17 protein-coding genes are annotated in these 19,574 nt (G+C 64.2%); 8 read left to right on the forward strand and 9 right to left on the reverse strand.

Annotation, left to right across the window (positions count from 1 at the left end; genetic code table 11):
• Position 1 precedes the first annotated feature (1 nt).
• Positions 2 to 889: a LysR family transcriptional regulator gene (locus J4G32_RS11425; protein WP_210492439.1), complete on the reverse strand. Its 888-nt coding sequence runs from the start codon at positions 887 to 889 to the stop codon at positions 2 to 4.
• A gap of 280 nt (positions 890 to 1,169) precedes the next feature.
• Between J4G32_RS11425 and J4G32_RS11430 the strand changes: the two genes are divergently transcribed.
• Genes J4G32_RS11430 through J4G32_RS11440 form a run of 3 tightly spaced genes read left to right on the forward strand, consistent with a single transcriptional unit; the run spans position 1,170 to position 4,645 of the window.
• Entirely contained in the window at positions 1,170 to 2,798 is a 1,629-nt protein-coding gene (locus J4G32_RS11430; RefSeq protein ID WP_210492446.1) for a peptide ABC transporter substrate-binding protein, read from the forward strand.
• 9 nt (positions 2,799 to 2,807) lie between these two features.
• Positions 2,808 to 3,761, forward strand: a complete 954-nt coding sequence (locus J4G32_RS11435; protein ID WP_210492453.1) for an ABC transporter permease — start codon at positions 2,808 to 2,810, stop codon at positions 3,759 to 3,761.
• Positions 3,758 to 4,645: an ABC transporter permease gene (locus J4G32_RS11440; RefSeq protein WP_210492464.1), complete on the forward strand. Its 888-nt coding sequence runs from the start codon at positions 3,758 to 3,760 to the stop codon at positions 4,643 to 4,645. Before J4G32_RS11435 ends, J4G32_RS11440 begins: the two co-directional genes overlap by 4 nt.
• Positions 4,646 to 4,657: 12 nt before the next feature.
• Here J4G32_RS11440 and J4G32_RS11445 read toward each other — a convergent pair whose 3' ends face one another.
• The 4 genes from J4G32_RS11445 to J4G32_RS11460 all read right to left on the reverse strand — a co-directional run bounded on the left by J4G32_RS11445 (position 4,658) and on the right by J4G32_RS11460 (position 9,282).
• Positions 4,658 to 6,253 (reverse strand): DUF885 family protein, encoded by a 1,596-nt coding sequence (locus J4G32_RS11445; protein ID WP_210492467.1) that lies wholly within the window; start codon positions 6,251 to 6,253, stop codon positions 4,658 to 4,660.
• Positions 6,254 to 6,255: 2 nt separating this feature from the next.
• Positions 6,256 to 7,380 (reverse strand): Gfo/Idh/MocA family protein, encoded by a 1,125-nt coding sequence (locus tag J4G32_RS11450; protein ID WP_210492474.1) that lies wholly within the window; start codon positions 7,378 to 7,380, stop codon positions 6,256 to 6,258.
• Positions 7,377 to 8,456: a ketopantoate reductase family protein gene (locus J4G32_RS11455; RefSeq protein ID WP_210492478.1), complete on the reverse strand. Its 1,080-nt coding sequence runs from the start codon at positions 8,454 to 8,456 to the stop codon at positions 7,377 to 7,379. Before J4G32_RS11455 ends, J4G32_RS11450 begins: the two co-directional genes overlap by 4 nt.
• 121 nt (positions 8,457 to 8,577) lie before the next feature.
• The gene (locus tag J4G32_RS11460; RefSeq protein WP_210492486.1) at positions 8,578 to 9,282 is read right to left on the reverse strand and encodes a ribonuclease activity regulator RraA; all 705 of its coding nucleotides are present in this window, start codon (positions 9,280 to 9,282) and stop codon (positions 8,578 to 8,580) included.
• A gap of 312 nt (positions 9,283 to 9,594) precedes the next feature.
• Here J4G32_RS11460 and J4G32_RS11465 point away from each other — a divergent pair, with 312 nt between their 5' ends.
• The 4 genes from J4G32_RS11465 to J4G32_RS11480 all read left to right on the forward strand — a co-directional run bounded on the left by J4G32_RS11465 (position 9,595) and on the right by J4G32_RS11480 (position 12,515).
• Positions 9,595 to 10,845 (forward strand): lipase family protein, encoded by a 1,251-nt coding sequence (locus J4G32_RS11465; RefSeq protein ID WP_210492488.1) that lies wholly within the window; start codon positions 9,595 to 9,597, stop codon positions 10,843 to 10,845.
• Between the two features lie 186 nt (positions 10,846 to 11,031).
• The gene (locus tag J4G32_RS11470) at positions 11,032 to 11,355 is read left to right on the forward strand and encodes a hypothetical protein (protein ID WP_210492492.1); all 324 of its coding nucleotides are present in this window, start codon (positions 11,032 to 11,034) and stop codon (positions 11,353 to 11,355) included.
• Positions 11,356 to 11,377: 22 nt separating this feature from the next.
• Entirely contained in the window at positions 11,378 to 12,088 is a 711-nt protein-coding gene (locus J4G32_RS11475; RefSeq protein ID WP_210492498.1) for a L,D-transpeptidase, read from the forward strand.
• A 49-nt stretch (positions 12,089 to 12,137) separates the two neighbouring features.
• On the forward strand, positions 12,138 to 12,515 hold the full coding sequence (locus tag J4G32_RS11480; protein WP_210492509.1) for a response regulator: 378 nt from the start codon (positions 12,138 to 12,140) through the stop codon (positions 12,513 to 12,515).
• A 428-nt stretch (positions 12,516 to 12,943) separates the two neighbouring features.
• Here J4G32_RS11480 and J4G32_RS11485 read toward each other — a convergent pair whose 3' ends face one another.
• Together J4G32_RS11485 and J4G32_RS11490 are read right to left on the reverse strand one after the other, a co-directional pair.
• The gene (locus tag J4G32_RS11485) at positions 12,944 to 13,336 is read right to left on the reverse strand and encodes a response regulator (protein ID WP_210492516.1); all 393 of its coding nucleotides are present in this window, start codon (positions 13,334 to 13,336) and stop codon (positions 12,944 to 12,946) included.
• Entirely contained in the window at positions 13,333 to 13,746 is a 414-nt protein-coding gene (locus tag J4G32_RS11490) for a response regulator (protein ID WP_281413559.1), read from the reverse strand. The genes J4G32_RS11485 and J4G32_RS11490 overlap by 4 nt, the downstream gene beginning before the upstream one ends.
• A gap of 340 nt (positions 13,747 to 14,086) precedes the next feature.
• On the opposite strand from J4G32_RS11490, the gene J4G32_RS22090 reads away from it, so the two are divergent.
• A complete protein-coding gene (locus J4G32_RS22090; protein WP_210492527.1) occupies positions 14,087 to 16,543 on the forward strand; it encodes a sensor domain-containing protein in 2,457 nt (818 codons plus the stop codon).
• A gap of 21 nt (positions 16,544 to 16,564) precedes the next feature.
• Here J4G32_RS22090 and J4G32_RS11500 read toward each other — a convergent pair whose 3' ends face one another.
• Together J4G32_RS11500 and J4G32_RS11505 are read right to left on the reverse strand one after the other, a co-directional pair.
• On the reverse strand, positions 16,565 to 17,452 hold the full coding sequence (locus J4G32_RS11500) for a cation diffusion facilitator family transporter (RefSeq protein WP_210492535.1): 888 nt from the start codon (positions 17,450 to 17,452) through the stop codon (positions 16,565 to 16,567).
• Between the two features lie 121 nt (positions 17,453 to 17,573).
• Positions 17,574 to 19,574 carry a CHASE2 domain-containing protein gene (locus tag J4G32_RS11505; RefSeq protein ID WP_343232641.1) on the reverse strand — a complete coding sequence of 667 codons (2,001 nt, stop codon included), beginning with the start codon at positions 19,572 to 19,574 and terminating at the stop codon, positions 17,574 to 17,576.

The following is a 19,574-nucleotide window of genomic DNA, read 5'->3' on the forward strand; positions in this document are numbered from 1 at the left end:
TTTATGATGGAGCGCTGCTCGCCGCCGATTGCTTTACCACCTCCTCGGCAAAGACGCGGATCAGTTCGGCGCGGGTCGAGGTGCTTTTCCAGACGATGCCGATCTTGCGGACGAACGGGTTGGGCGGCAGCGGGATCTTGCGGATCTTCAGCCCGGCCTGCCAGGGTGGCGACCAATCGGGCACGAGTGCGACGCCAAGGCCGCGGCTGACCAGCGCCGCGATGGCGTCGAGCGCGTCCATCTCCATCCATTCTTCCGGCCGGATGCCAGCCTCCTTGAGATAGTTGTCGACCTGGCGGCCACCCCATTGCATGCGATCATAGCGGATGAAGCGCTGGCTGCGCAGGATGTCGTGCGCATCCATCTCCGGCAGCTCCTCATGGACGATGAGAACGAGAGGCTCCTCGCGGACCGTGCGCCACTTCAAGCTCTTGCCCAGAACGAAACGTGGCTCCACGATGATCGCGACGTCGACGAGTTCCTCCTCGACCTGCCGGTAGAGCTCGGTCGACAGGCCCGGCACGAAATAGAAACTGACGCCCGCATATTTGCGCGCGATCTCGGCCACCGCATCCGGAAGAAGTCCGAGGAGCGCCGTCGAGATCGATCCGATCCGCAGCTCCCCATGCAGCTTGTCCTTGTTGGCCAGCGCCCGGAGCGAGCTGGCATGCTTGAGCAGGATCAGGCCCTCCTGCGCGATCGCAAGACCGTTCTCCGTCGGCTTCACCGTCTTGCCGGACCGGACGAGAAGTTTCGTCCCGAATTCCTGTTCGAGCGCGTGGATCCGCTGGGCAACGGCGGCCGGCGTGAGGTTCTGCCGGCGCGCGGCGCCCGCGATCGACCCGCAGGCGACAACGACCGTCAGGGTATCAAGAAAACGTGTGTCCAATAACATTTTCTCCTTTCCGAGCCGAGGATAAGTCACGTTTACGCACAAAATCAAACCGATTACGATTCAATCAGTTACGTCAGCTTTGAGATTTTTGGATCGAGAAGCACGATGTCACGCGACCTGCCCTGATCTTCACGTTTCAGCTCACTCTGGAAGCAAAGACAGCACAAAAAGTCACCTTGCTCATTATTTACTGCCGAACCAATATGCCGCAACGATAAGCATGCCGCCGCAGAACACGCCCGATAAACCGGCCATGGAACCTTTGGGAACTCAAATGCTACGAGATCGCACTCTTCTCCTTCGCCGCCAATTCCTCCAGGGCATTGGAGCGGCCGCCTTTGCCGCCGGCTTCATCGGTCCGCAGGCCGTTTTCGCGCAGGCGATCGGCAAACGGGGCGGCACGCTCACCATCGCCGTGCCCTACGAGGTCGACACGCTCAACACGTTCTCGACGGGCTTCCTCGCCGACATCCAGTCGGTGGTCGTCGAGGGTCTGATCGCGCCGGACGAGGACGCCAAGTATTTTCCTGTTCTGGCCACCGAAGTGCCGACGGTCGAGAATGGCGGCGTGAAGCTGTCTGCCGACGGCAAGCGCATGGACATCACCTTCAAGCTGCGTCCCAACGTGACGTGGTCGGACGGCGCGCCTTTCACGTCCGAGGACGTGAAGTTCACCTGGATGGCCCTGAAGGATCCCAAGTTCATCGCGGAATCCAAGGAAGGCGTCACGGAAATCGATGCGATCGAGACGCCCGATCCGCTGACGGCAGTGATCCGCTTCAATACGGTAACGCCGATCTGGCCCTCGGGCTTCTTCTCCCGCGGTATCCTTCCCAAGCACGCGCTCGAAGGCAAGGATCTCAACACCGACGGCTACAACACCAAGCCGCTGGGGACCGGCCCGTTCGTCATTACCGAGTTCAAGCGTGGACAATACGTGGTGGCCGACCGCAATCCGCGCTACTGGCGCAAGGATAAGGACGGCACCCAGCTGCCCTATCTCGACCGCATGGTGTTCAACCTGGTGCCTGATGCATCGGCCATGGTGACGCGGATTCGCGCTGGCGAAATCCTGCTTGCCTACAACATCCCTTACGGACAGGCGCAGGCGCTGTCGTCCTCGATGGAGATCATCAAGAACCCGATCCTGTCGTGGCAGCGGCTCGACTTCAACTTCAAGGGGCCGGCGGCCTTCCGCGACCTGAAGGTGCGCCAGGCCTTTGCGCACGCCATCAACAAGGACGCGATCGCCAAGGCCCTGAGCGGCTTTCCGTTCGTCGTCAATTCGCCGGTCTCGAAGCAGTTCGATTACCACGATCCGAACGTGCGCACCTATGCGTTCGATCCGGCCAAGGCAAAGGCGCTTCTGGACGAGGCTGGCTACGTGGTCGGCAGCGACGGCGTGCGGGCCAAGGGCGCCGACAAGATGGCCTATCGGATCACGGTGCAAGCCGGCAACAGCGCGGACGAGACTGCCCAGCAGGTGGTGATGGCCAATCTCAAGGCCGTCGGCATCGCGTTGTCGCCCGACAACAAGACCGGCGTGGCGTTCCGCGAAGCACGCTACAAGGGCCTCTACGATCTTCTCTACAGCCGCTGGATCACGTCGGCCGATCCGCAATACAGCAAGTTCTACGGCACCGAAGGGTCCAACAATGGCACGGGCTTCTCGAGCCCCAAGCTCGATGCGTTGCTCGATACGGCGGAGCACACGATCGATCGGGCCAAGCTGAAAGAGATCTTCAAGGAGATCCAGGCTTTCCTCGCCGACGAAGTGGTGACCATTCCGACGACCAGCAACGTGTCGCTGATCGCCAAATCCGCCAAGCTGAAGAACTTCGTGCCCAATCCGACCAACCGCACGATCTTCAACAACACAGCCGCCTGGTATCTGGAAGGCTGAGTCGGCTGAATGTCATTCGGAAGCTTTATTCGCCGATTGCTCGGGACGATACCGCTCATCCTGGGCATCTCGGTGGTCCTGTTTTCCATCATTCACCTGGCGCCTGGCTCGCCGCTGGATTTCTACGCCGATAACCCGAACGTGACCCGCGAAGCCCTTGAGCAGATGCGGGTTGCGTTCGGCCTCGACAAGCCGGTGCCGGAGCAATACGTGCGTTGGCTCTGGGCTTTTCTGAACGGCAATTGGGGCATCTCCTTCCGCACCGGACAGCCGGTGCTCGAGGTTATCCTCGAGCGGCTGCCCGCGACCCTGATCCTGAGCGGATCAGCCTTCCTGCTGTCGCTCGCCATCGCCATTCCCATCGGCGTGCTGGCCGCCACAAGGCGCTACTCGAAACTCGACACCTTCTTCACGTTCGTAAGCTTCTCGGGCATCTCGATTCCGGTCTTCTGGGTCGGGCTCATGGCGCAGCTCGTGTTTGCCATCTGGCTCGGCTGGCTGCCGGCGGGCGGCTTCCAGACCGTCGGCAATGGCTCGTTCATGGATGTGTTGACCCACATGGTCATGCCCGTCTGCATTTTGTCCTTCGCGACAATTGCCGGGTGGAGCCGCTACGTTCGCGCGAGCCTCATCGATGTGATCGGGCAGGATTATATCCGCACCGCGCGCGCCAAGGGCCAGACGCCCCGCAAGGTGATCTGGCGGCACGCGGTTCGCAACGCGTTGTTGCCCATCGTGACGGTGGTGGCGCTGGATATCGTGCAGATCGTCTCGGGCGCGGTGATCACCGAAACGATTTTCTCCTGGCCGGGGATCGGTCGGCTGTTCGTGGAATCCATGGACGGGCGCGACTATCCGGTTCTCATGGGCCTGATGATGATCAGCTCTTTCACCATGGTGGCGGCCAATTTTGCGGCCGATATGCTGTATGCGGTCATCGATCCGAGGGTGCGTCTCGCATGAACCAGCTCGTGGTCAGTCCCGCCTTACGAAAATCCGAGGAACCGCGCGGCTGGAGCGCCGAGGTGTGGCGGCGCTTCAAGCGCCACCGCGCGTCGGTGGTGGGCCTCGTCGTGCTCATCGTCCTGGCACTGCTGTCGCTCTTTGCGCCGTTGATTTCGCCCTTCGCGTTCGATGCGCAGGATATCGAGTTGTTGGGCACGCCCACGGCCCCCAACGCCACGCATTGGCTCGGCACCGATCAGCTCGGACGCGATAATTTCACGCGGCTTCTCTACGGCGGCCAGATTTCCTTTTCGGTTGGCCTCGCGGCGGCGCTCGTGGCGTCGGCCATTGGCGCGACCGTGGGGGCAATTGCCGGTTTCTACCGGGGGTGGGTGGACGTGGTGTTGATGCGCGTCACCGACATTCTCCTGTCGATTCCGCCGCTGCCGCTGATCCTCCTGCTGTCGGGCTTGGTGCGGCCGTCGGTTCCGACGCTGATTCTCATCATCGGCGCGCTTGGCTGGATGTCGACCGCCCGCATCATCCGCAGCGAGTTTCTGTCACTGCGCGAGCGCGAATTCGTGCAATCGGCCCGGGCCATCGGCAGCACCAACGGCCGTCTGATCTGGCTGCATATCCTGCCGAACGCCATCGCGCCGCTGATTGTCGCCACGACGCTGGCGGTCGGCCATTCGATCCTCGTCGAATCGGCATTGTCGTTTCTGGGCTTCGGGGTGCATCCGCCCACGCCCAGCTGGGGCAACCTGCTGAACGAGGCCCGTCAGTGGCTCGACAGCGCGCCGTGGCTTGCCATTCCGCCCGGCGCGATGATCTTTGCCACCATGCTGGCCGTCAATTTCATTGGCGACGGCCTTCGCGACGCGCTCGACTTCAGGAACTGACGGACGCCGCTTTCAGGCGGCATCCTTCCCCATGATGGCGAGCGACGCGCTGAGCGTCGGGTGCCCGAGCGCGATCAGCCGGTCGTGGAAATCGCGGGTATGTCCCTTCCACGAGGCGCGCGCCTCCCGGATCATCTCCTGTCCGAGCCAGTACATGATGCGCGTTCCCGGGAAAATCGAGTTGCGCACGGTCTCGCCCCAGACCCGCCCGGCGCCGAACCCGCCTTCCTCCGCATAGAAGCGGCGCATCTCGGCCAGGGTCCAGCGGCCGGTGTGCAGACGGATGTCCGCAACGACTGCGCCGGCGTTGCGCCGTTCCATGTCCTTCAACATGATGTCGGTCTCGACGCGATTGAGGATGCCGGGAATTTCCGCCGCGAGGTGCTGCACGTGGCAGGCCCAGCCTTCCCCGGTTGTCCCCGCCGACAGAAATGCGACGCCCCGCGCGACGCCTGTCTCCGCGAGCCGCGCGAGCCGCGATGGCGAGGTCCGGGCGCGGGCGTTGTGGGTGTGGTGCCCGATGCTGGCATGGTGGATCGCATGGGTCTGCTTGACGGTCGACAGGTTCTGCCCGTCGCCGTTCACCCAATAGATGCTGCCCGTCCCCGCATGGGCGGCGGGCGGCGAGCGGTAGGCCAGGAAATACGTGTCGGCAAACACCTCCTGGGCCCAGTCGGGCATGCGCTTGAAGGCGAGATCGTAGTCGGTAGCCGGTGTCAGCAGGTGGCCCGCCCCGTCCATGACCTTGTGATGCCAGTGTTCATAAGTTTCCCCCATCAGCGACGCGCTGGGACGCTCGCGATCGAGCGAGACCAGAAGATCGCGCCAGGACCGCTCCGGGTCGATCGCCCGCGCCGATGCGACGATCTCTTCGCCGAGTTTGGCGAAGCGCTCAAGCGCGCGGGCCTCGGCCTCCTCCATGGAGATATCGAGCTGGTGGACGTCCTTGAACATGAACGCCATGTAGTCCGCCCCGCAGGCCGGATCGGCGGGGGTAATGGCAGCCAGCGCGACATCGAAGGCCGCGAGGCTGGCGGCGGCGCGCCGCGCATCCGCGTCCATGCCGTTCCGCCAGAGCGGATGTAGCCTGATACCGCGTCCAAGCAGGCGGATGACGGCCCGGGCTTCCTTGCGCGCGCGCTCCACCCAGTCCGGGTGAACCGCCGCGCCCTTGAGGTGGACGAGGCCGCCTTCCAGGTAGGGCGCGATTGCCGCGAGGCGGGCGTGCAATTCGTCAGAGGTTGCGGCATGTGCCGAAGGCAACAGCAGGCTGATCAGCCCGAAGGCCGCCTCGCCCGCATACCAGCTGGGATCCCTGTACTGCGAACGTTCCGCCAGTTCGCGCGTGCGGTGCTTGAGCTGGGACGACAGGATGGAATGATCGAGGATCGCGCCGACACCCTGAGGCGGCGGGAGGTCGGTCAGACGGGCAACCAGTCCTGCCAGTTCCTGCGCCTCGCGCGCCGGCGCCTCGGGGTCCGAGGGTGGCAGTCGGTCGTCATGGCCCTTCAAGCCCATGAACGTGGCATCGACCGGACGGAACCGGAAATGATGCGCCAGAAAGTCGTCGACGAGCGCGTCGACCTGTTGATCCGGGCTCTTCGCCATCGTTACGGTTCCTTGTGGAGCGGCAGGGAGACCCAGCGGCGTTCCTTCTGCGACAGCACGATGGCGTCGACGATATCCTGGCTTTTTGCTCCGTCGATGAAGGTGTTGTCGGCCGGCAAATCGTCGAGGATTTCGTCCGTCCAGTCCCGCACCAACTGCCGGTAGTACAATTCGGGCCACGGCGTGTTGATGGTGGCGCCGGGTGGGAAACTTTCGGGCGGCAGTTCGACTTCGCGGAACTCGACCTGATCGGGGGTTGCGAAGTGCAGCGTCTCGGCGATGCCGTTCTCGACCACCAGTCGGCCGATGGCAGCACCCTTCGATCCATAGATGCGGATCTCGATGCCGGGATAATTGCCGATGGCGACGAACGAGGTCTGCAGGGTCCCCTGCGCGCCCGATTCATAATCGATGATCGCCACCGTGCCGTCATCGATGGGCAGGCGCTTCAAGCCCTCCTGCCCGCGCACGATCCGCTCTGGCACGAAATTGCGCATCAGGCTGGAGACGGCTTTGAAATCCCCGGCGAGCCACCGCAGGAGATCGACCAGGTGCGATCCGTACCCGACGATGGAGGCAGGCAGCAGCTTCTCGCCGGGTGGGATCTCCGAATACTGGCGCAAGGGAAACATCGGGTCGAGCCATTGCGAGTTCTGCTGAAACCCCTGCACGTGGTAGATCTCGCCCATCGTCCCGTCGACGATCCACTGCTTCATCTGCTTCAGCGCAGGGCTGTAGCGAAAGGTGAATCCGACCTTCGTCCGCAGCGCCTTCTCGTTCGCCTCGCGGGCAAGCCCGAAGGCGTCGGCGGCGTTTAGCGCAATCGGCTTTTCGCACAGCACATGTTTGCCGGCAGCCAGCACCTGCCGGCTGAGGGCGAGATGCGTGTCCGTTGGCGTGCAGATATCCACCATGTCGATGTCGGGATCGGCCAGCATGGCTTCGACATTGTCGTAGATCCGCTCGAAGCCGAACTTGTCGGCCAGATGGCGGGCGCGCTCCGGGAGGATGTCGCAGATGGCCACGCGCCGGCAGCGGTCGTAGTGGGCGTAACCAGGAAGATGCGCCTTGTCGGCCCAGGCGAGCGCGCCGATCACGCCGACCCCCAGCTTGCGGTCGGGGCTCACGGCAGCGCCCTCCCGATCTCTTCGATATAGGCCTCGAACTCGTCATAGTTCTGGAACCCGAGTGCCCGCTTGCCCTCCTCGACCTCCATGATCATGGTTTGCAGCTTCTCGGTCAGGCGCGTATCGGCGCCGGCCTGCTTTCCATAGGCAATGAGCTTGCTCTTGTGGGTTTCGACCTCCGACTTGCGCTTCCGGTAGACGATGTCCCACCAAATTCCCGAGCCCTTCTTCTTGAACTGGTGCTTGTTGGGATCCTGGTCCTTTTTGAGCAGGTGGATCGCCGTGTTGATGTTGTCGATCAGACGCTTCGTGTCCGCAGGGGTCTGCGGGCGGTAATTGGCCGGATCGAAGAAGTCGAATTTTTCGAGGACGATCCCCGACGCATCCGCGATCTCGACGCCCTCGCGCACGATGGCGCCGGCAATCCGCGCGTAGCGCTCCACGCCGAGCGTCTCGTGGATACGGGCATCCACCAGTGCAGAGAACACGACCTGGTTCGAATAGACTTCCTTCGACCAGATCTGTGCCCAGATATCCTTCGAGACCGTGACCTTGGTCAGGCTCTCGAGCATTTTCGTGAGCGTCAGCAGGCGCTCGCTCTCCGATCCGTCCAGTTCGCCGAGCTCGATCTTGCCCTCGTGGACGAATTCCAGATGGCCCGGATCGACAAGGGCGCCGCCGTAATTCGGGATGCCGCCGATCACCCGCTCCTCACCGCCCAGGCCCGCTTCCTTGAGCAGGTCCACAATGACCGGAATGTTGAGCCCGTTCTGGTAGTGAACGATGAAGCTGTCCGGACCCATATGCGGAATGACGTCGCGCACCGCATCAGCTGTGTGATGCGCCTTGGTGGCGATCAGGATCGCCTCCAGCGGCCCTTCCAGCTGATCAGGCGTGATGGCCTTGACCGGAATGCGCATGTCGCCACGCACGCCGTCGATGGTCATGCCATTCTGGTTGATGGCGTCCACATGCTCCTTCCACTTGTCGACGAGGGTCACGTCGTAGCCGTCGCGGGCCATAAAGGAACCGGCCAGTCCACCGATGGCGCCTGCGCCAATGATCGTCACTTTCATGATGTCGCTCGCACTCCAGAAGCGCCTGAATTTGCAGCCCGCACCGGCGCGTTGCGGGGTGGTGGTGGGAATGAGCGGGCGACAGAAATCGCCCGCTCAAAAGTGTATGACAATCGAGCCGTTATGGCTTGCCCTTATAGGCGGCATAACGGAGTTTGGTGTCCTCGTTCATCGGGTAGAGACCGGGCAGCGGCACGCCGCGGGCGACCTCATCCATGATCCAGGCTTCCATCTGCTCCTGCTCGAGCACTTCGGCCACGATGCCCTCGACGAAGGCCGCCGGAATGACCACCGCACCGTCGCCGTCGACCACCACCACGTCGTCCGGAAAGACCGCGACGCCGCCGCAGCCGATGGGCTCCTGCCAGCCGACGAAGGTGAGGCCAGCAACGGAAGGCGGCGCGGCGGCGCCGTCGCACCAGACTGGAAGGCTGGTCCCCAACACGCCGACCTTGTCGCGCACGACGCCGTCCGTGACCATCGCGGCCACGCCGCGCTTGACCATGCGGGCGCACAGGATGTCGCCGAAGACGCCCGCATCCGTCACGCCCATGGCATCGACCACCGCAATGCAGCCCTCGGGCATGGCCTCGATGGCCGCGCGTGTCGAAATGGGCGACCCCCAGGATGCCGGCGTCGCCAGATCCTCACGGGCGGGCACAAAGCGCATCGTAAAGGCCGGTCCGACGATCCGCGTCTCGCCGTCGCGCAACGGCCTCGCGCCGCGCATCCACACATTCCGGAGTCCCTTCTTCAACAGAACGGTCGTCAGGGTGGCGGTCGAGATCAGCTTGAGCGCGTCGCGATGAATAGGTTCTAGGGGCATTCGGTCAGGATTCCTGAAAGGGGTCGGAGACAGCGGCGAGCGGGAAGCGCTGAGGCGCATGCCGGTTGGCAAGTTTCGCCACCGGGGACGGCTTTTGAAATCCCGTTTGTCACGTGTTCAAAGCGAGCAAAATCTACGGTCTGGGCGCTTTGACGTTCGTGATCGTGCGATCGCCTTCCGAGGCTGCCGTCGCTTCATCGCCGCCGCAAGGATCATCTTAACGGTTGGCCGCGATGGTGGTGCTACCCGATCCCGCGGCCGACAGCATGATCATCACGCTCCTGCCTGTCTCAACTGCCCATTGGAAGAGTGATGCCCGTGACCTTCGATCCATTCCCCCTCGTCCTGGCGATCCTGGCATCCGGCCTTGCAGGCGCCTTGCCCGCCACCGCTCAGGCCGTGCCCGAAGGCCCCGTGGGCGACGCATTCTATGCCGCGCCGTCTCCCCTGCCGACCGGTCGACCGGGAGCGGTGATCTGGACCGGCCGCCCGACCGCCACCGTCGCGCTCCCGAGCGCCGGCACGGATCTCCTCGTCATGTACCACTCCACCGCCCTGGATGGCCGCGACATCGCCGTGACCGGTACGGTGTCCGTGCCGCCAGGCCCGCCGCCTGAAGGGGGGTGGCCGCTGATCACCTGGACGCACGGGACGACAGGATTGGTGGCAGCCTGTGCGCCCTCCAGGGACCGGCCTGATGGATCGGAGCATTACTCGCTGGGTCCTGCGCGGGCCCGGCTCGACGCCTATGTCCGACAGGGCTACGCGGTTGTGTTCAGCGATTTCCAGGGCCTGGGCGGCTCGCCCGGCCTGCATCCGTTTTTGCAGGGCGAAGTCGAGGCGCGCGGGGCGCTCGATATCATGCGGGCCGCCCGCGAGATCGCGCCCAGCATCGGCACGCGATACGTGGCGATGGGGCATTCCCAAGGGGGGCAGGCCGATCTGTTCACGGCGCATTTCGGCCCTTCCTACGCGCCCGAGTTCACGCTGCTCGGAAGCGTCGCCTTCGCGCCAGGCTCCCATCTGGGCGAGCGGATCAAGGAGATGACACAAGCCGGTGAGCCGTCCGTGGCGCTTGTCTATGCCATGTATTTCCTGCAATCGGCGGCCTCGAACCACCCTGAGATTGATCTGCGCACGATCCTCACACCGACGGCGCTCGCGCATCTGCCGCAGATGCAGTCCGAATGCGTGTCGGCCACGCTGACGCGGGGATATTGGTCGACCGCGATCCCGAAGGATCAGTTCCTGCCCGGCGCGGATTTGTCGATGGTGCTGAAGCTGGCGGCGGACAACGATCCCGGACATCTCAAGATTGCCGCCCCCACCTTGATCATGCAGGGCGCGCAGGATGTCACCGTGCTTCCTCGCACCACCGACGCGGTGGCGCGGGACCTGTGCAAGCGTGGCAATGCCCTGACTTACCGCGTGTTTCCCTCCGCCGACCACGAATCCGTCGTGCAGCAGGGCGGCGGCGAGGCGGCGGCTTGGATCCGTGCCCGCCTCGAGGGCGAGTCCGCCACGACCAATTGTCAGGCTCTGCCGGAAGCAGCCCGGCCGTGAGGTCGGCGACCTGCCGATGCCGCTCCCTGAGGAATTAACGCTATTAACCAACTGCTCACCACGTTGACGAAAACCAACCACCGATGACACCGATGCGCCGCAAATCGAGGAACCGGGCGTGGCGGTTGGACTTGTCTCATCAAGCAGCGCCGATCGCCGGCACGTTTTCCCAACCGAGGTTCTCCCATGCGGTTCGCATTCGCAGCTTTTGCGGCGTCTCTCGTCGTGTCGTCGTCGGCCCTCGCCCAGGTGCCGCCGGAAGTCGAAGCCTGTCGTCTTTCGGGTCTTGCCGCGCTGCAGAAACGCTCGCCGTCGCTGGATCAGATCACGTTCGACATGGATTCGCTCGGCATCTCGAAGGCCGACACGAAGGTGGGAGAGACGCCCATCAAGATGGTCATCATGGGCGACGCGTATCTGCAGCGCGACAAGACCGACAAGCCCAACCGGTTCCTGTGCCTGCTCAGCGATGACAGCAAGGTCGTCCTCACGTTCTTCACCGAACAATAGCTGTCAAGAACGGATCGATCCCATGTCCACGATGTCACGACGTCTGTTTCTCTCCGCGGGCCTTGCCACCAGCCTTGCTGGCTGTTCGAGCACGAGCGCCACGATGCCCGCCTTCGGGGGCCTTTTCGGTACCAGCGGGCCCGGTCGGGGGCTGAGCGGCAAGACGCTCTCGAAACCGAACTACGCGGTCGTCTATGCGCGCGATACGACGGAGCCTTTTCCAGTCCGCGCCTTCGATTACGCTCAGGTGGACCAGGCTTTCCTGCGCCAGGAGGTCGAGTATCTCGGATCGGAGGACCCGGGCTCGATCGTCGTCGATCCCGGTGCCCGCCAGCTCTATTTCATCGAGGCGCGCGACCGGGCCACCCGCTATGGAGTCGGCGTCGGCCGGGAAGGGTTCGGCTGGTCAGGCCCAGCGCAAATCAACATGCGCCGCACATGGCCCGACTGGGTGCCGCCCAAGGAGATGGTCGCGCGCGACCCGGCGATCCGTGCGCAACTGGTCTCGACGTCCCGCGGATTGGGCGTTCCCGGCGGTTCGAAAAGCCCACTCGGGGCACGCGCCATGTACCTCTTTGCCGATGGCGACACCGGTTATCGCATTCACGGCACGACCGAGCCCGAGACTATCGGCACGAATGTCTCGTCCGGGTGCGTCCGCATGGTCAATCAGGACGTCATTCATCTCTACCAGCGGGCCCCGGAGGGCACGAAGGTCGTGGTTCTGGCCTAGGTCGCAGGCTCAATCCGGAACGATTGGTGGTTAGAGGGGGTTTGTTCACATGGTTCAGTCAGCGCCGCACATGGTCCTCGTCGTGGAAGACGAGTTGCTCCTCCGTATCAACGCAGTGGATATGCTCGAGGATGAGGGATTTGCCGTGCTCGAGGCCAGTAGCGCCGACGAGGCTCTGACACTGCTGGCCGAGTGCTGCGACGATGTCGCTGTTCTGTTCACTGACATCAACATGCCGGGTGCCCTCGACGGGCTCGCGCTTGCTCGAATTGTGCATGAACGCTGGCCGCATATCTGGCCGCTTGTCACCTCGGGCGGCACGACCCTGCGGGACGACCAGGTGCCCGATCACGGCAAGTTCCTGCACAAGCCCTACCGCGCGACGCAGCTGACATCCGCTGTCAGGGACGTGCTGTCGCGCCATTAAATTCGAAGAAGGGCTGTTTCTATCGGCGGTCGCGCGAGAGGCGCGACGTGGTCACACAAGGGCCACGGCGATGCCCACGACACAGAGGCCAACGCCCCCGATGAGGCCGACCCAGCGCAGGACGTGTGCCGTAAGGTCATTTGCTGGGGACGCGTCAGAAACAGCAAGGCGGAACTCGTTCATGTCGTCCACCACGTCATCTCCCAGTTTTACGTCATCGAAGAGCTTAACCCGGACGCCAGACCGGGGTTCCGGCAACAAAGCCTAACCCGGCCGTTCCTTTTGAGACGGTCCGACTCGAAATTGCCAGGTGCGACAGGCAACCACATCGTCTAACGGCGGCTACGAAAGCGTATCCGGCACGAGCGGAGGGCCGGATAGGCCATCGATCGCCAGCCTTGATGCCGTGCGGCCCAAACCGCACAACCTCATTGGGCTCGCGCCGCCGCCGCCAGCAACTTCTTGATGCGATCGACCACGACGGCCGGTTCATAGGGCTTGGAGAGATGAGGACCTTCTTCACAGAGTTCGGCAGCCTCCGCGGCTGCCTTCCTGATCGACCCGACGAGAATGACCTCCACGCCCGTGCGATTGGCGCGGATCCAGCGCGCGAGGCCGAAGCCGTCGAAGATCTCCGGATCGGTGACGTCGGCCAGAACCACATGCGGCGTGACCGTGGGCTCCATCAGCACAGCCATGGCCTCATCCGCGTTGACGGCCTCGATGACCCGATAGCCGCAATCTCGCAGATACTCGGCGAGGGCGTGTCGCACCAGAATGTCCGCATCGACGACAAGAATGCAGGATTTCGAAGACGTCATGCGGATAGGCCCAGATCTGAGATGGAACCGAGGGTCGCGTCGATCAGTGCAATCGCCTTGGCGATGGAATAGGGCTTGGCGATGAACGGCGCGATCGACAGCGCTTCGTGCGCCGGCAGATGGCCCGAGGTCAGGATGACCTGCATCTCGGCATGGTTCTTTTTGATCCGGCTCGCCAGTTCGGCGCCATCGATGGAGCCGGGCATGCGCACGTCCGTGAAGACCAGATCGATGGGATGTCCCGACGCGAGAACGCCGAGGGCGTCATCCGCGCTGGCCGCCTCGATGACCTCGAAACCCGCGTCGCGCAATTCATCACTGATCAGCATCCTGATGAGGATCTCATCCTCGACGACAAGGATGGTCCGAGGCGTCCGGTCGGCGTGAGGCAGAGGATGCGGGTTCGACAATGCGTTTCGCCCTCCGGGCACACGGCAGATCGCGAACAATCCGGCACGCGGCCCGGTCGTTGCGGGACGGCACCTTTGCCATCCGTCGACGGTCTCTACCGAAACTCGGCGAGGAAATCCACCGCGCTCGTTGCGCGTAATTGCCCCGTGTAAGGTCAAGGTCCGTGACGCTGGCCTGTTGAAGGGCCGTGGCCCATCAAACTGCCGAGTCGGCTGAATTCCCGCGGCCGAATCAGACGGGACGCGAAAGTCCTCGCATGTTCCGATACTTGGCTTAGGGTAGGCTCAGCTCAGCTTCTACTGCCCGCCCGCACGGTTCCGAGAGGGAGACATTTCGTCAGTGCCAACCCAAATCGGCCTTTCGGTGCTCAACAATGTTCCGGCATTGATGGCCTACGCCGATCGTCACGAACGTTATCTCTTCAATAACAATGCCTATCGCGACTGGTACGGCATCGATCCACAGGCGGCGCTGGGCAAGACCATGCGCGAGGTCTTGGGCGAAACCAATTACCGCCGGCTGGAGCCGTTCATCACCCGGGTGCTCGCGGGCGAGGCGGTGCAGTACGAGCAGGAACTGTTGACGGTTGGGCGTCCGCGATACGTGCATGGGAGTTATTCCCCCGACGTTGGGCCGGACGGGGCGGTGCGAGGCTTCTTCATCCTGGTGTCTGACATCAGCGAAAGGCGTGCCCTGGAGGTGCGGCTGATCGAGAGCGAGGCGCGCTTCTCCGGCGCATTCCAATCCGCTGCCATCGGCATGGCCATCGTCAGCCCGGAGGGGCGCTATCTGCAGGTGAACGCCGCGATGTGCCAGATGCTTGGCTATTCGGCGGATGAATTCAACGACTTGTTGTTTCAGGAGATCACTCACCCCGACGATCTGGCGTCCGATGTCGCCGCGACGATTGCGCTTTTGGAAAGCCGCCAGCACTCCTACGCCATGGAGAAGCGCTACCGTCACAAGACCGGCGCTGACGTGCATGCCATCCTCAGTGTGTCGCTTGTCCGCGACGGGGCCGGCGTGCCACTCTACTTCGTCTCCCAGGTCCAGGACATCACGGATCGGAAGGTCGCCGAGGAGCGGCTCTTTCGAGAACACGAACTGTCCCAGGTCACCCTCCGGTCGATTGGCGACGCGGTCGTCACCACCGATGTTGCGGGCCGCATCACCTACCTCAATCCCGTCGCCGAAACCCTGACCGGCTGGCGCCTCGAGGAGGCCCATGGACACCACGTGGACGAGGTCTACCGGGCGATCTCCTATGAACGCGGGGCGGCGATCCTCAACCCTCTCACGCTTGCGGTGAGCGAGGAGCGGGTCATCTGGCTCGGCACCGGCACCATCCTGCAGCAACGGGACGGCCGAGAGATCCCGGTCGAAGATTCCGCGGCTCCCATCCGCGACCGCTCCGGCGCCGTCGTGGGCGGCGTTCTTGTCTTCCACGATGTCACGCAGCAGCGGGCGCTGGCCGGACAGATGGAGCATATGGCCCATCACGACGCGCTGACGGATCTGCCGAACCGGACGCTGTTCCGCGACCGGCTCGAGCAGGCTGTCAGTCACGCGCACCGCACCGGCGGATGCGTGGCGGTCCTGTTCTGCGACCTCGATCGGTTCAAGCACGTGAATGACACCCTCGGCCACGCGGTGGGGGACCGGGTTCTCGTGGAGGCTGCAAGCCGCCTGAGGCAATGCATCGGCAGCGGCGATACCTTAAGCCGCTGGGCCGGGGACGAGTTTGGAATCCTGCTGCCGCAGACGCATGTGTCTGCGCGCTCCGTCAGCGTTCTGGCCGAGCAGGTGGTCGCCGCCGTCAGCGCGCCGTTTCACCTCGAGGGTCTGCTGGACCCGGTGGAAATCGGCATCTCGGTCGGCATCTCGCTCTACCCGCTCGATGCGCGCAGCAGTGACGCTCTTATGCAGGCAGCCGACGTGGCTCTCTATGATGTGAAGCGCAACGGACGTGGCAGCTACCAGTTTTTCGCCGAGGCGATGAACGAGGGCGCGCGCGAGCGCGTCAGCATGGAAGCCATCCTGCGACAGGCGCTGCGCAACGACGCCCTCGAGCTCGAATTCCAGCCCCGAATCAATCTCACGTCGGGACGCGCGACCAGTGTCGAGGCGCTGGTGCGCCTGCGTCATGACGGCGAACTGATTCAGCCCACCCGTTTCATCCGGATCGCGGAGGAGACCGGCCTCATCACGCTCGTGGGCCATTGGGTGATCGAGGCGGTCTGCGGGCAGTTGAAGGCCTGGGGCGGCACGGCCTTGCGGGACCTGCGCGTCTCCATCAACGTGTCGCCGATGCAGGCGCGCCGGGACGATTTCTATGCCTCGCTCATTGCCGCGACCGAGAAATACGGCATTGCTGCCCGGCAGATCGAACTCGAGATTACCGAGACTACGCTGGTCGAGCCGAAACCGCGCATCACCGATGGCCTGACCAGCCTGCAGAAGGCGGGCTTTACCGTCTCTCTCGACGATTTCGGCACCGGCTATTCGAGCCTGTCCTACCTCAATCGCCTGCCCATCGACACGCTCAAGATCGACCGCTCGTTCACGCGCGACATTGCCTCTCCGCAGGGCGGCGCGATCGTTGCGGCCATCGTGGCGCTCGGCAAGGCGCTGGGAAAGGGAATCGTCGCCGAAGGGGTCGAGACCGAGGCACAGCTTGCCTGGCTGCGGGCCATCGGGTGTGAGGAGGTGCAAGGCTTTCTGTTTGCGCCCCCGGTCGGTGCCCATGACCTCGAGCGGATTCTGCGCGAGGGCGGGCTCCTGCCGACGGAGGCCTGAGGCGACACGCGGCCTTTATCGTTAAAGGACGACGATCCCGGCGTGCTTGGCCTTGTTCTCGGGCTCCACGTGAATCGTCACCTGGGCATCGCCGATATCAGCTTTGAGCGCGCGCTCGAGCCGGTCGCAGATGTCGTGCGCCTCCGTGACGCTCATCCCGCCCTCCACCACGAGGTGGAAATCGATGAAGGTGAGGCGGCCGGCATGGCGGGTGCGCAGGTCGTGCGCCTCGATCGCGCCTTCGGCATTGATGGCGATGATCTCGCGCACGCGGGTGAGGATCGATTCGGGAAGCGCCTCGTCCATCAGGCCGCCGATGCTCTCCTTGATCAGCGCCCAGCCCGACCAGATGATGTTGACGGCGACAAGTGCGGCCAGAACCGAATCGAGCCAGTACCAGCCGGTGAACGGCACCAGCAGCAGGCCCGCGATCACGCCGCCGGAGGTCATCACGTCCGTCAGCAGGTGACGTCCGTCCGCGACAAGGGCAGGGGAGCGCAGGCGGCGGCCCTCGCGAATGAGCAGCCACGACCATCCGGCGTTGATGAGCGTTGCCAGACCGTTCACGGCCAGACCGACGAGGGGTGCTTCCAGCGGCCGCGGGTCGAAAAACCCCGCATAGGCTTCGCGCAGGATCACCATCGCGGCCACGAGAATGAGGACGCCCTCGAGGACGGCCGAGAAATATTCCACCTTCTGGTGGCCGTAGGGGTGATTTTTGTCGGCCGGCTCCGCGCTGAGGCGAACCGCCATCAGGGCCGCCACTGCGGTGACGACATTGATGATGCTCTCCAGCGCGTCTGAATAGAGCGCAACGCTGCCGGTGAGACGGTAGGAGACATACTTCAGGACGAGGACGATTGTCCCGATGACGATACTGCCAATGGCAAGTCTTTGGATCTTGTCCATCGCTTCACACCATCAAAGGAGTCTGGATTGCCGGTTCGGACGGACCTTATAAAGCCCGGTCATTCTGGTGCAAGTCATTGTTTCTACTTGCAAACGGCTTGCAAAAGCGGCTCCTTGCCGGTTAAGCCGAACCGCCCGCTGCCACCGCCTGTTCGTCGCCGTCGGACGGGATGCGCGCCCGCAGCCGGTCGTAATAGCGGGCGAGCACCGGCGTGACAGGGGCGCAGAGCGCGAGAAGCCGCAAGGCCTCGGCGCGGTCGCCTGCACGAAGGGCCGTCATCAGAAGCGCGTGCTGGCGGGCCAGATCAGCGAAGGCGTCCGCCTCCCCGGGTCCGGGATGGAGAACGGTGTAGATGGCGGATTCGGATGCCCGGCCGCGCACCGCGATCCGATCGAGCTCGATGAGAGCATGACCGGCCTGAACCGCCTCGGCGGTGTCCGGCCCCAGAATGACCGAGACGCCGTATTCCTTGGACAGGCCTTCGAGCCGGGACGCGAGATTCACGGTGTCGCCGAGCACGGAATAATCGTAGCGCCAGCGCGAGCCCACATTGCCGACGACGCAATCCCCGCTGTTGATCCCGATGCCGACGGCAAAGACGGGCGCGCTGTCGCCCTCCTCGTCCTTCAGGGTGCGGTTGAGCACCGTGACGGCCGTCATCATCCGTGCCGCCGCCGCCACGGCGCGGGCCGCATGGTCGGGGCGCGGCAGGGGGGCGTTCCAGAACGCCATGATGCAGTCGCCCATGTATTTGTCGATCGTCCCGCCCTCGGCCAGCACAGCCTCGGACAGGGGGTCGAGGAGGCGGTTGATCAGGCTTGTCAGGCGCTCCGGTTGATCCTTGAGGCGCTCGGACAGGCTGGTGAATCCCCGTACGTCGCAGAACAGGATCGTCAGATTGCGCCGTTCTCCGCCCAGTTTGAGCGCCGACGGATCGGCGGCGAGCTGGGCCACCAGGTCCGGCGAGAGATAGCGCGAGAACGCGGTGGAGATGGCCCGCCGCATCCGCCGTTCGCGGGCATAATCGACCCCGAACCGGGTCGCCACCACGAGGAGAGTCGCCGAGACCGGAAGCACCGGCGCGGCCCAGACCCGGCCGAAGCGCAGGAGGGCCCAGCTGCCGATGATCCAGAAGGCCAGCAGCAGCAGGGTCGAGGACCCGCTTCGCCAGTTGACCCCCTCGCGGCACAGGAACGCGCCGAGAAGACTGGCGGCGAGCACGAGGCCGAGGGCCGTGAGCCGGGAGACCGGCACGACGTAAAGCCCATGAAGCAGGTTGTCGAGAATGGTCGCCTGCGCCTCCACGCCCGCCGTGAGGCTGCCCGTGCTCAGGGTGTAGGGGGTGGGAAAGGAATCGGGCGCACCGCTATCGGCCGCCGCCGATGCTTTCAGGCTCAGGCCCACCAGCACGATCCGGTCCTTGAAGGTGCCCGGAGGCAAGAAGGTACCGGGATCCAGCGCCTGATAATAGGACACGGTCGGGTAGGAGCGGGGCGGGCCGAAATACTGGATCAGGGCCCCGAGCGGCGGGATCGCCGCCGCCATGCCGGCCTTGCGCAGCATCTCGGCGGCGAAACTGTCGGGCGCGCGCGGCACGTCGCGGAGCGCGGCGTCGCCATGGAGCGAAACCGAGGTCAGACCCGCTGCAGCGCCCGCATCAAGGAACAGATCCAGTGGCTGAACGCGGGTGACCTGGGTGCCCTGCTCCAACCCGGTGGTGACATCGTCGGCGGCCAGAACCACATCCGGGCCGAGGGCTTTGGCCAGAGCCTGATCGGCCTGAGGGTCGGAGGGTTCCGCGAAGATGATGTCGAACCCCACCACCTTCGCGCCGGCCGCACGCAATTCGTCGAGCACCCGGGCATGCAGGGCGCGCGACCAGGGCCATCGCTGTCCGATTTCCGAGAACGAGGGCTCGTCGATCGCAACGATGACGGCCCCCGGCTCTGCAGGGCGGGCGGGCATGATCGTCGAGAGAAGGTCGTAGACGCGGGCATCGACAAGCTGGAAGGCCGGGACCAGGGAGAGCGGCAGCAGGAGGCCTGCCACGAGGCCTGCCATCGCCAGGTGCTGCCAGAGCCCATCCCGCCGCGACCGGGCCGTCGGGGCGGCAGGACTCAC

Source organism: Microvirga antarctica, from assembly GCF_017921815.1.
Taxonomy (GTDB): Bacteria; Pseudomonadota; Alphaproteobacteria; order Rhizobiales; family Beijerinckiaceae; genus Microvirga; species Microvirga antarctica.

What these genes read in the sequence shown, in the direction of transcription:
- J4G32_RS11430 (WP_210492446.1), top strand. Translation starts at nt 1,170, where the DNA reads ATGCTACGAGATCGCACTCTTCTCCTTCGCCGCCAATTCCTCCAGGGC.
- J4G32_RS11435 (WP_210492453.1), top strand. Translation starts at nt 2,808, where the DNA reads ATGTCATTCGGAAGCTTTATTCGCCGATTGCTCGGGACGATACCGCTC.
- J4G32_RS11440 (WP_210492464.1), top strand. Translation starts at nt 3,758, where the DNA reads ATGAACCAGCTCGTGGTCAGTCCCGCCTTACGAAAATCCGAGGAACCG.
- J4G32_RS11445 (WP_210492467.1), bottom strand. Translation starts at nt 6,253, where the DNA reads ATGGCGAAGAGCCCGGATCAACAGGTCGACGCGCTCGTCGACGACTTT.
- J4G32_RS11455 (WP_210492478.1), bottom strand. Translation starts at nt 8,456, where the DNA reads ATGAAAGTGACGATCATTGGCGCAGGCGCCATCGGTGGACTGGCCGGT.
- J4G32_RS11460 (WP_210492486.1), bottom strand. Translation starts at nt 9,282, where the DNA reads ATGCCCCTAGAACCTATTCATCGCGACGCGCTCAAGCTGATCTCGACC.
- J4G32_RS11465 (WP_210492488.1), top strand. Translation starts at nt 9,595, where the DNA reads ATGCCCGTGACCTTCGATCCATTCCCCCTCGTCCTGGCGATCCTGGCA.
- J4G32_RS11470 (WP_210492492.1), top strand. Translation starts at nt 11,032, where the DNA reads ATGCGGTTCGCATTCGCAGCTTTTGCGGCGTCTCTCGTCGTGTCGTCG.
- J4G32_RS11475 (WP_210492498.1), top strand. Translation starts at nt 11,378, where the DNA reads ATGTCCACGATGTCACGACGTCTGTTTCTCTCCGCGGGCCTTGCCACC.
- J4G32_RS11480 (WP_210492509.1), top strand. Translation starts at nt 12,138, where the DNA reads ATGGTTCAGTCAGCGCCGCACATGGTCCTCGTCGTGGAAGACGAGTTG.
- J4G32_RS11485 (WP_210492516.1), bottom strand. Translation starts at nt 13,336, where the DNA reads ATGACGTCTTCGAAATCCTGCATTCTTGTCGTCGATGCGGACATTCTG.
- J4G32_RS11500 (WP_210492535.1), bottom strand. Translation starts at nt 17,452, where the DNA reads ATGGACAAGATCCAAAGACTTGCCATTGGCAGTATCGTCATCGGGACA.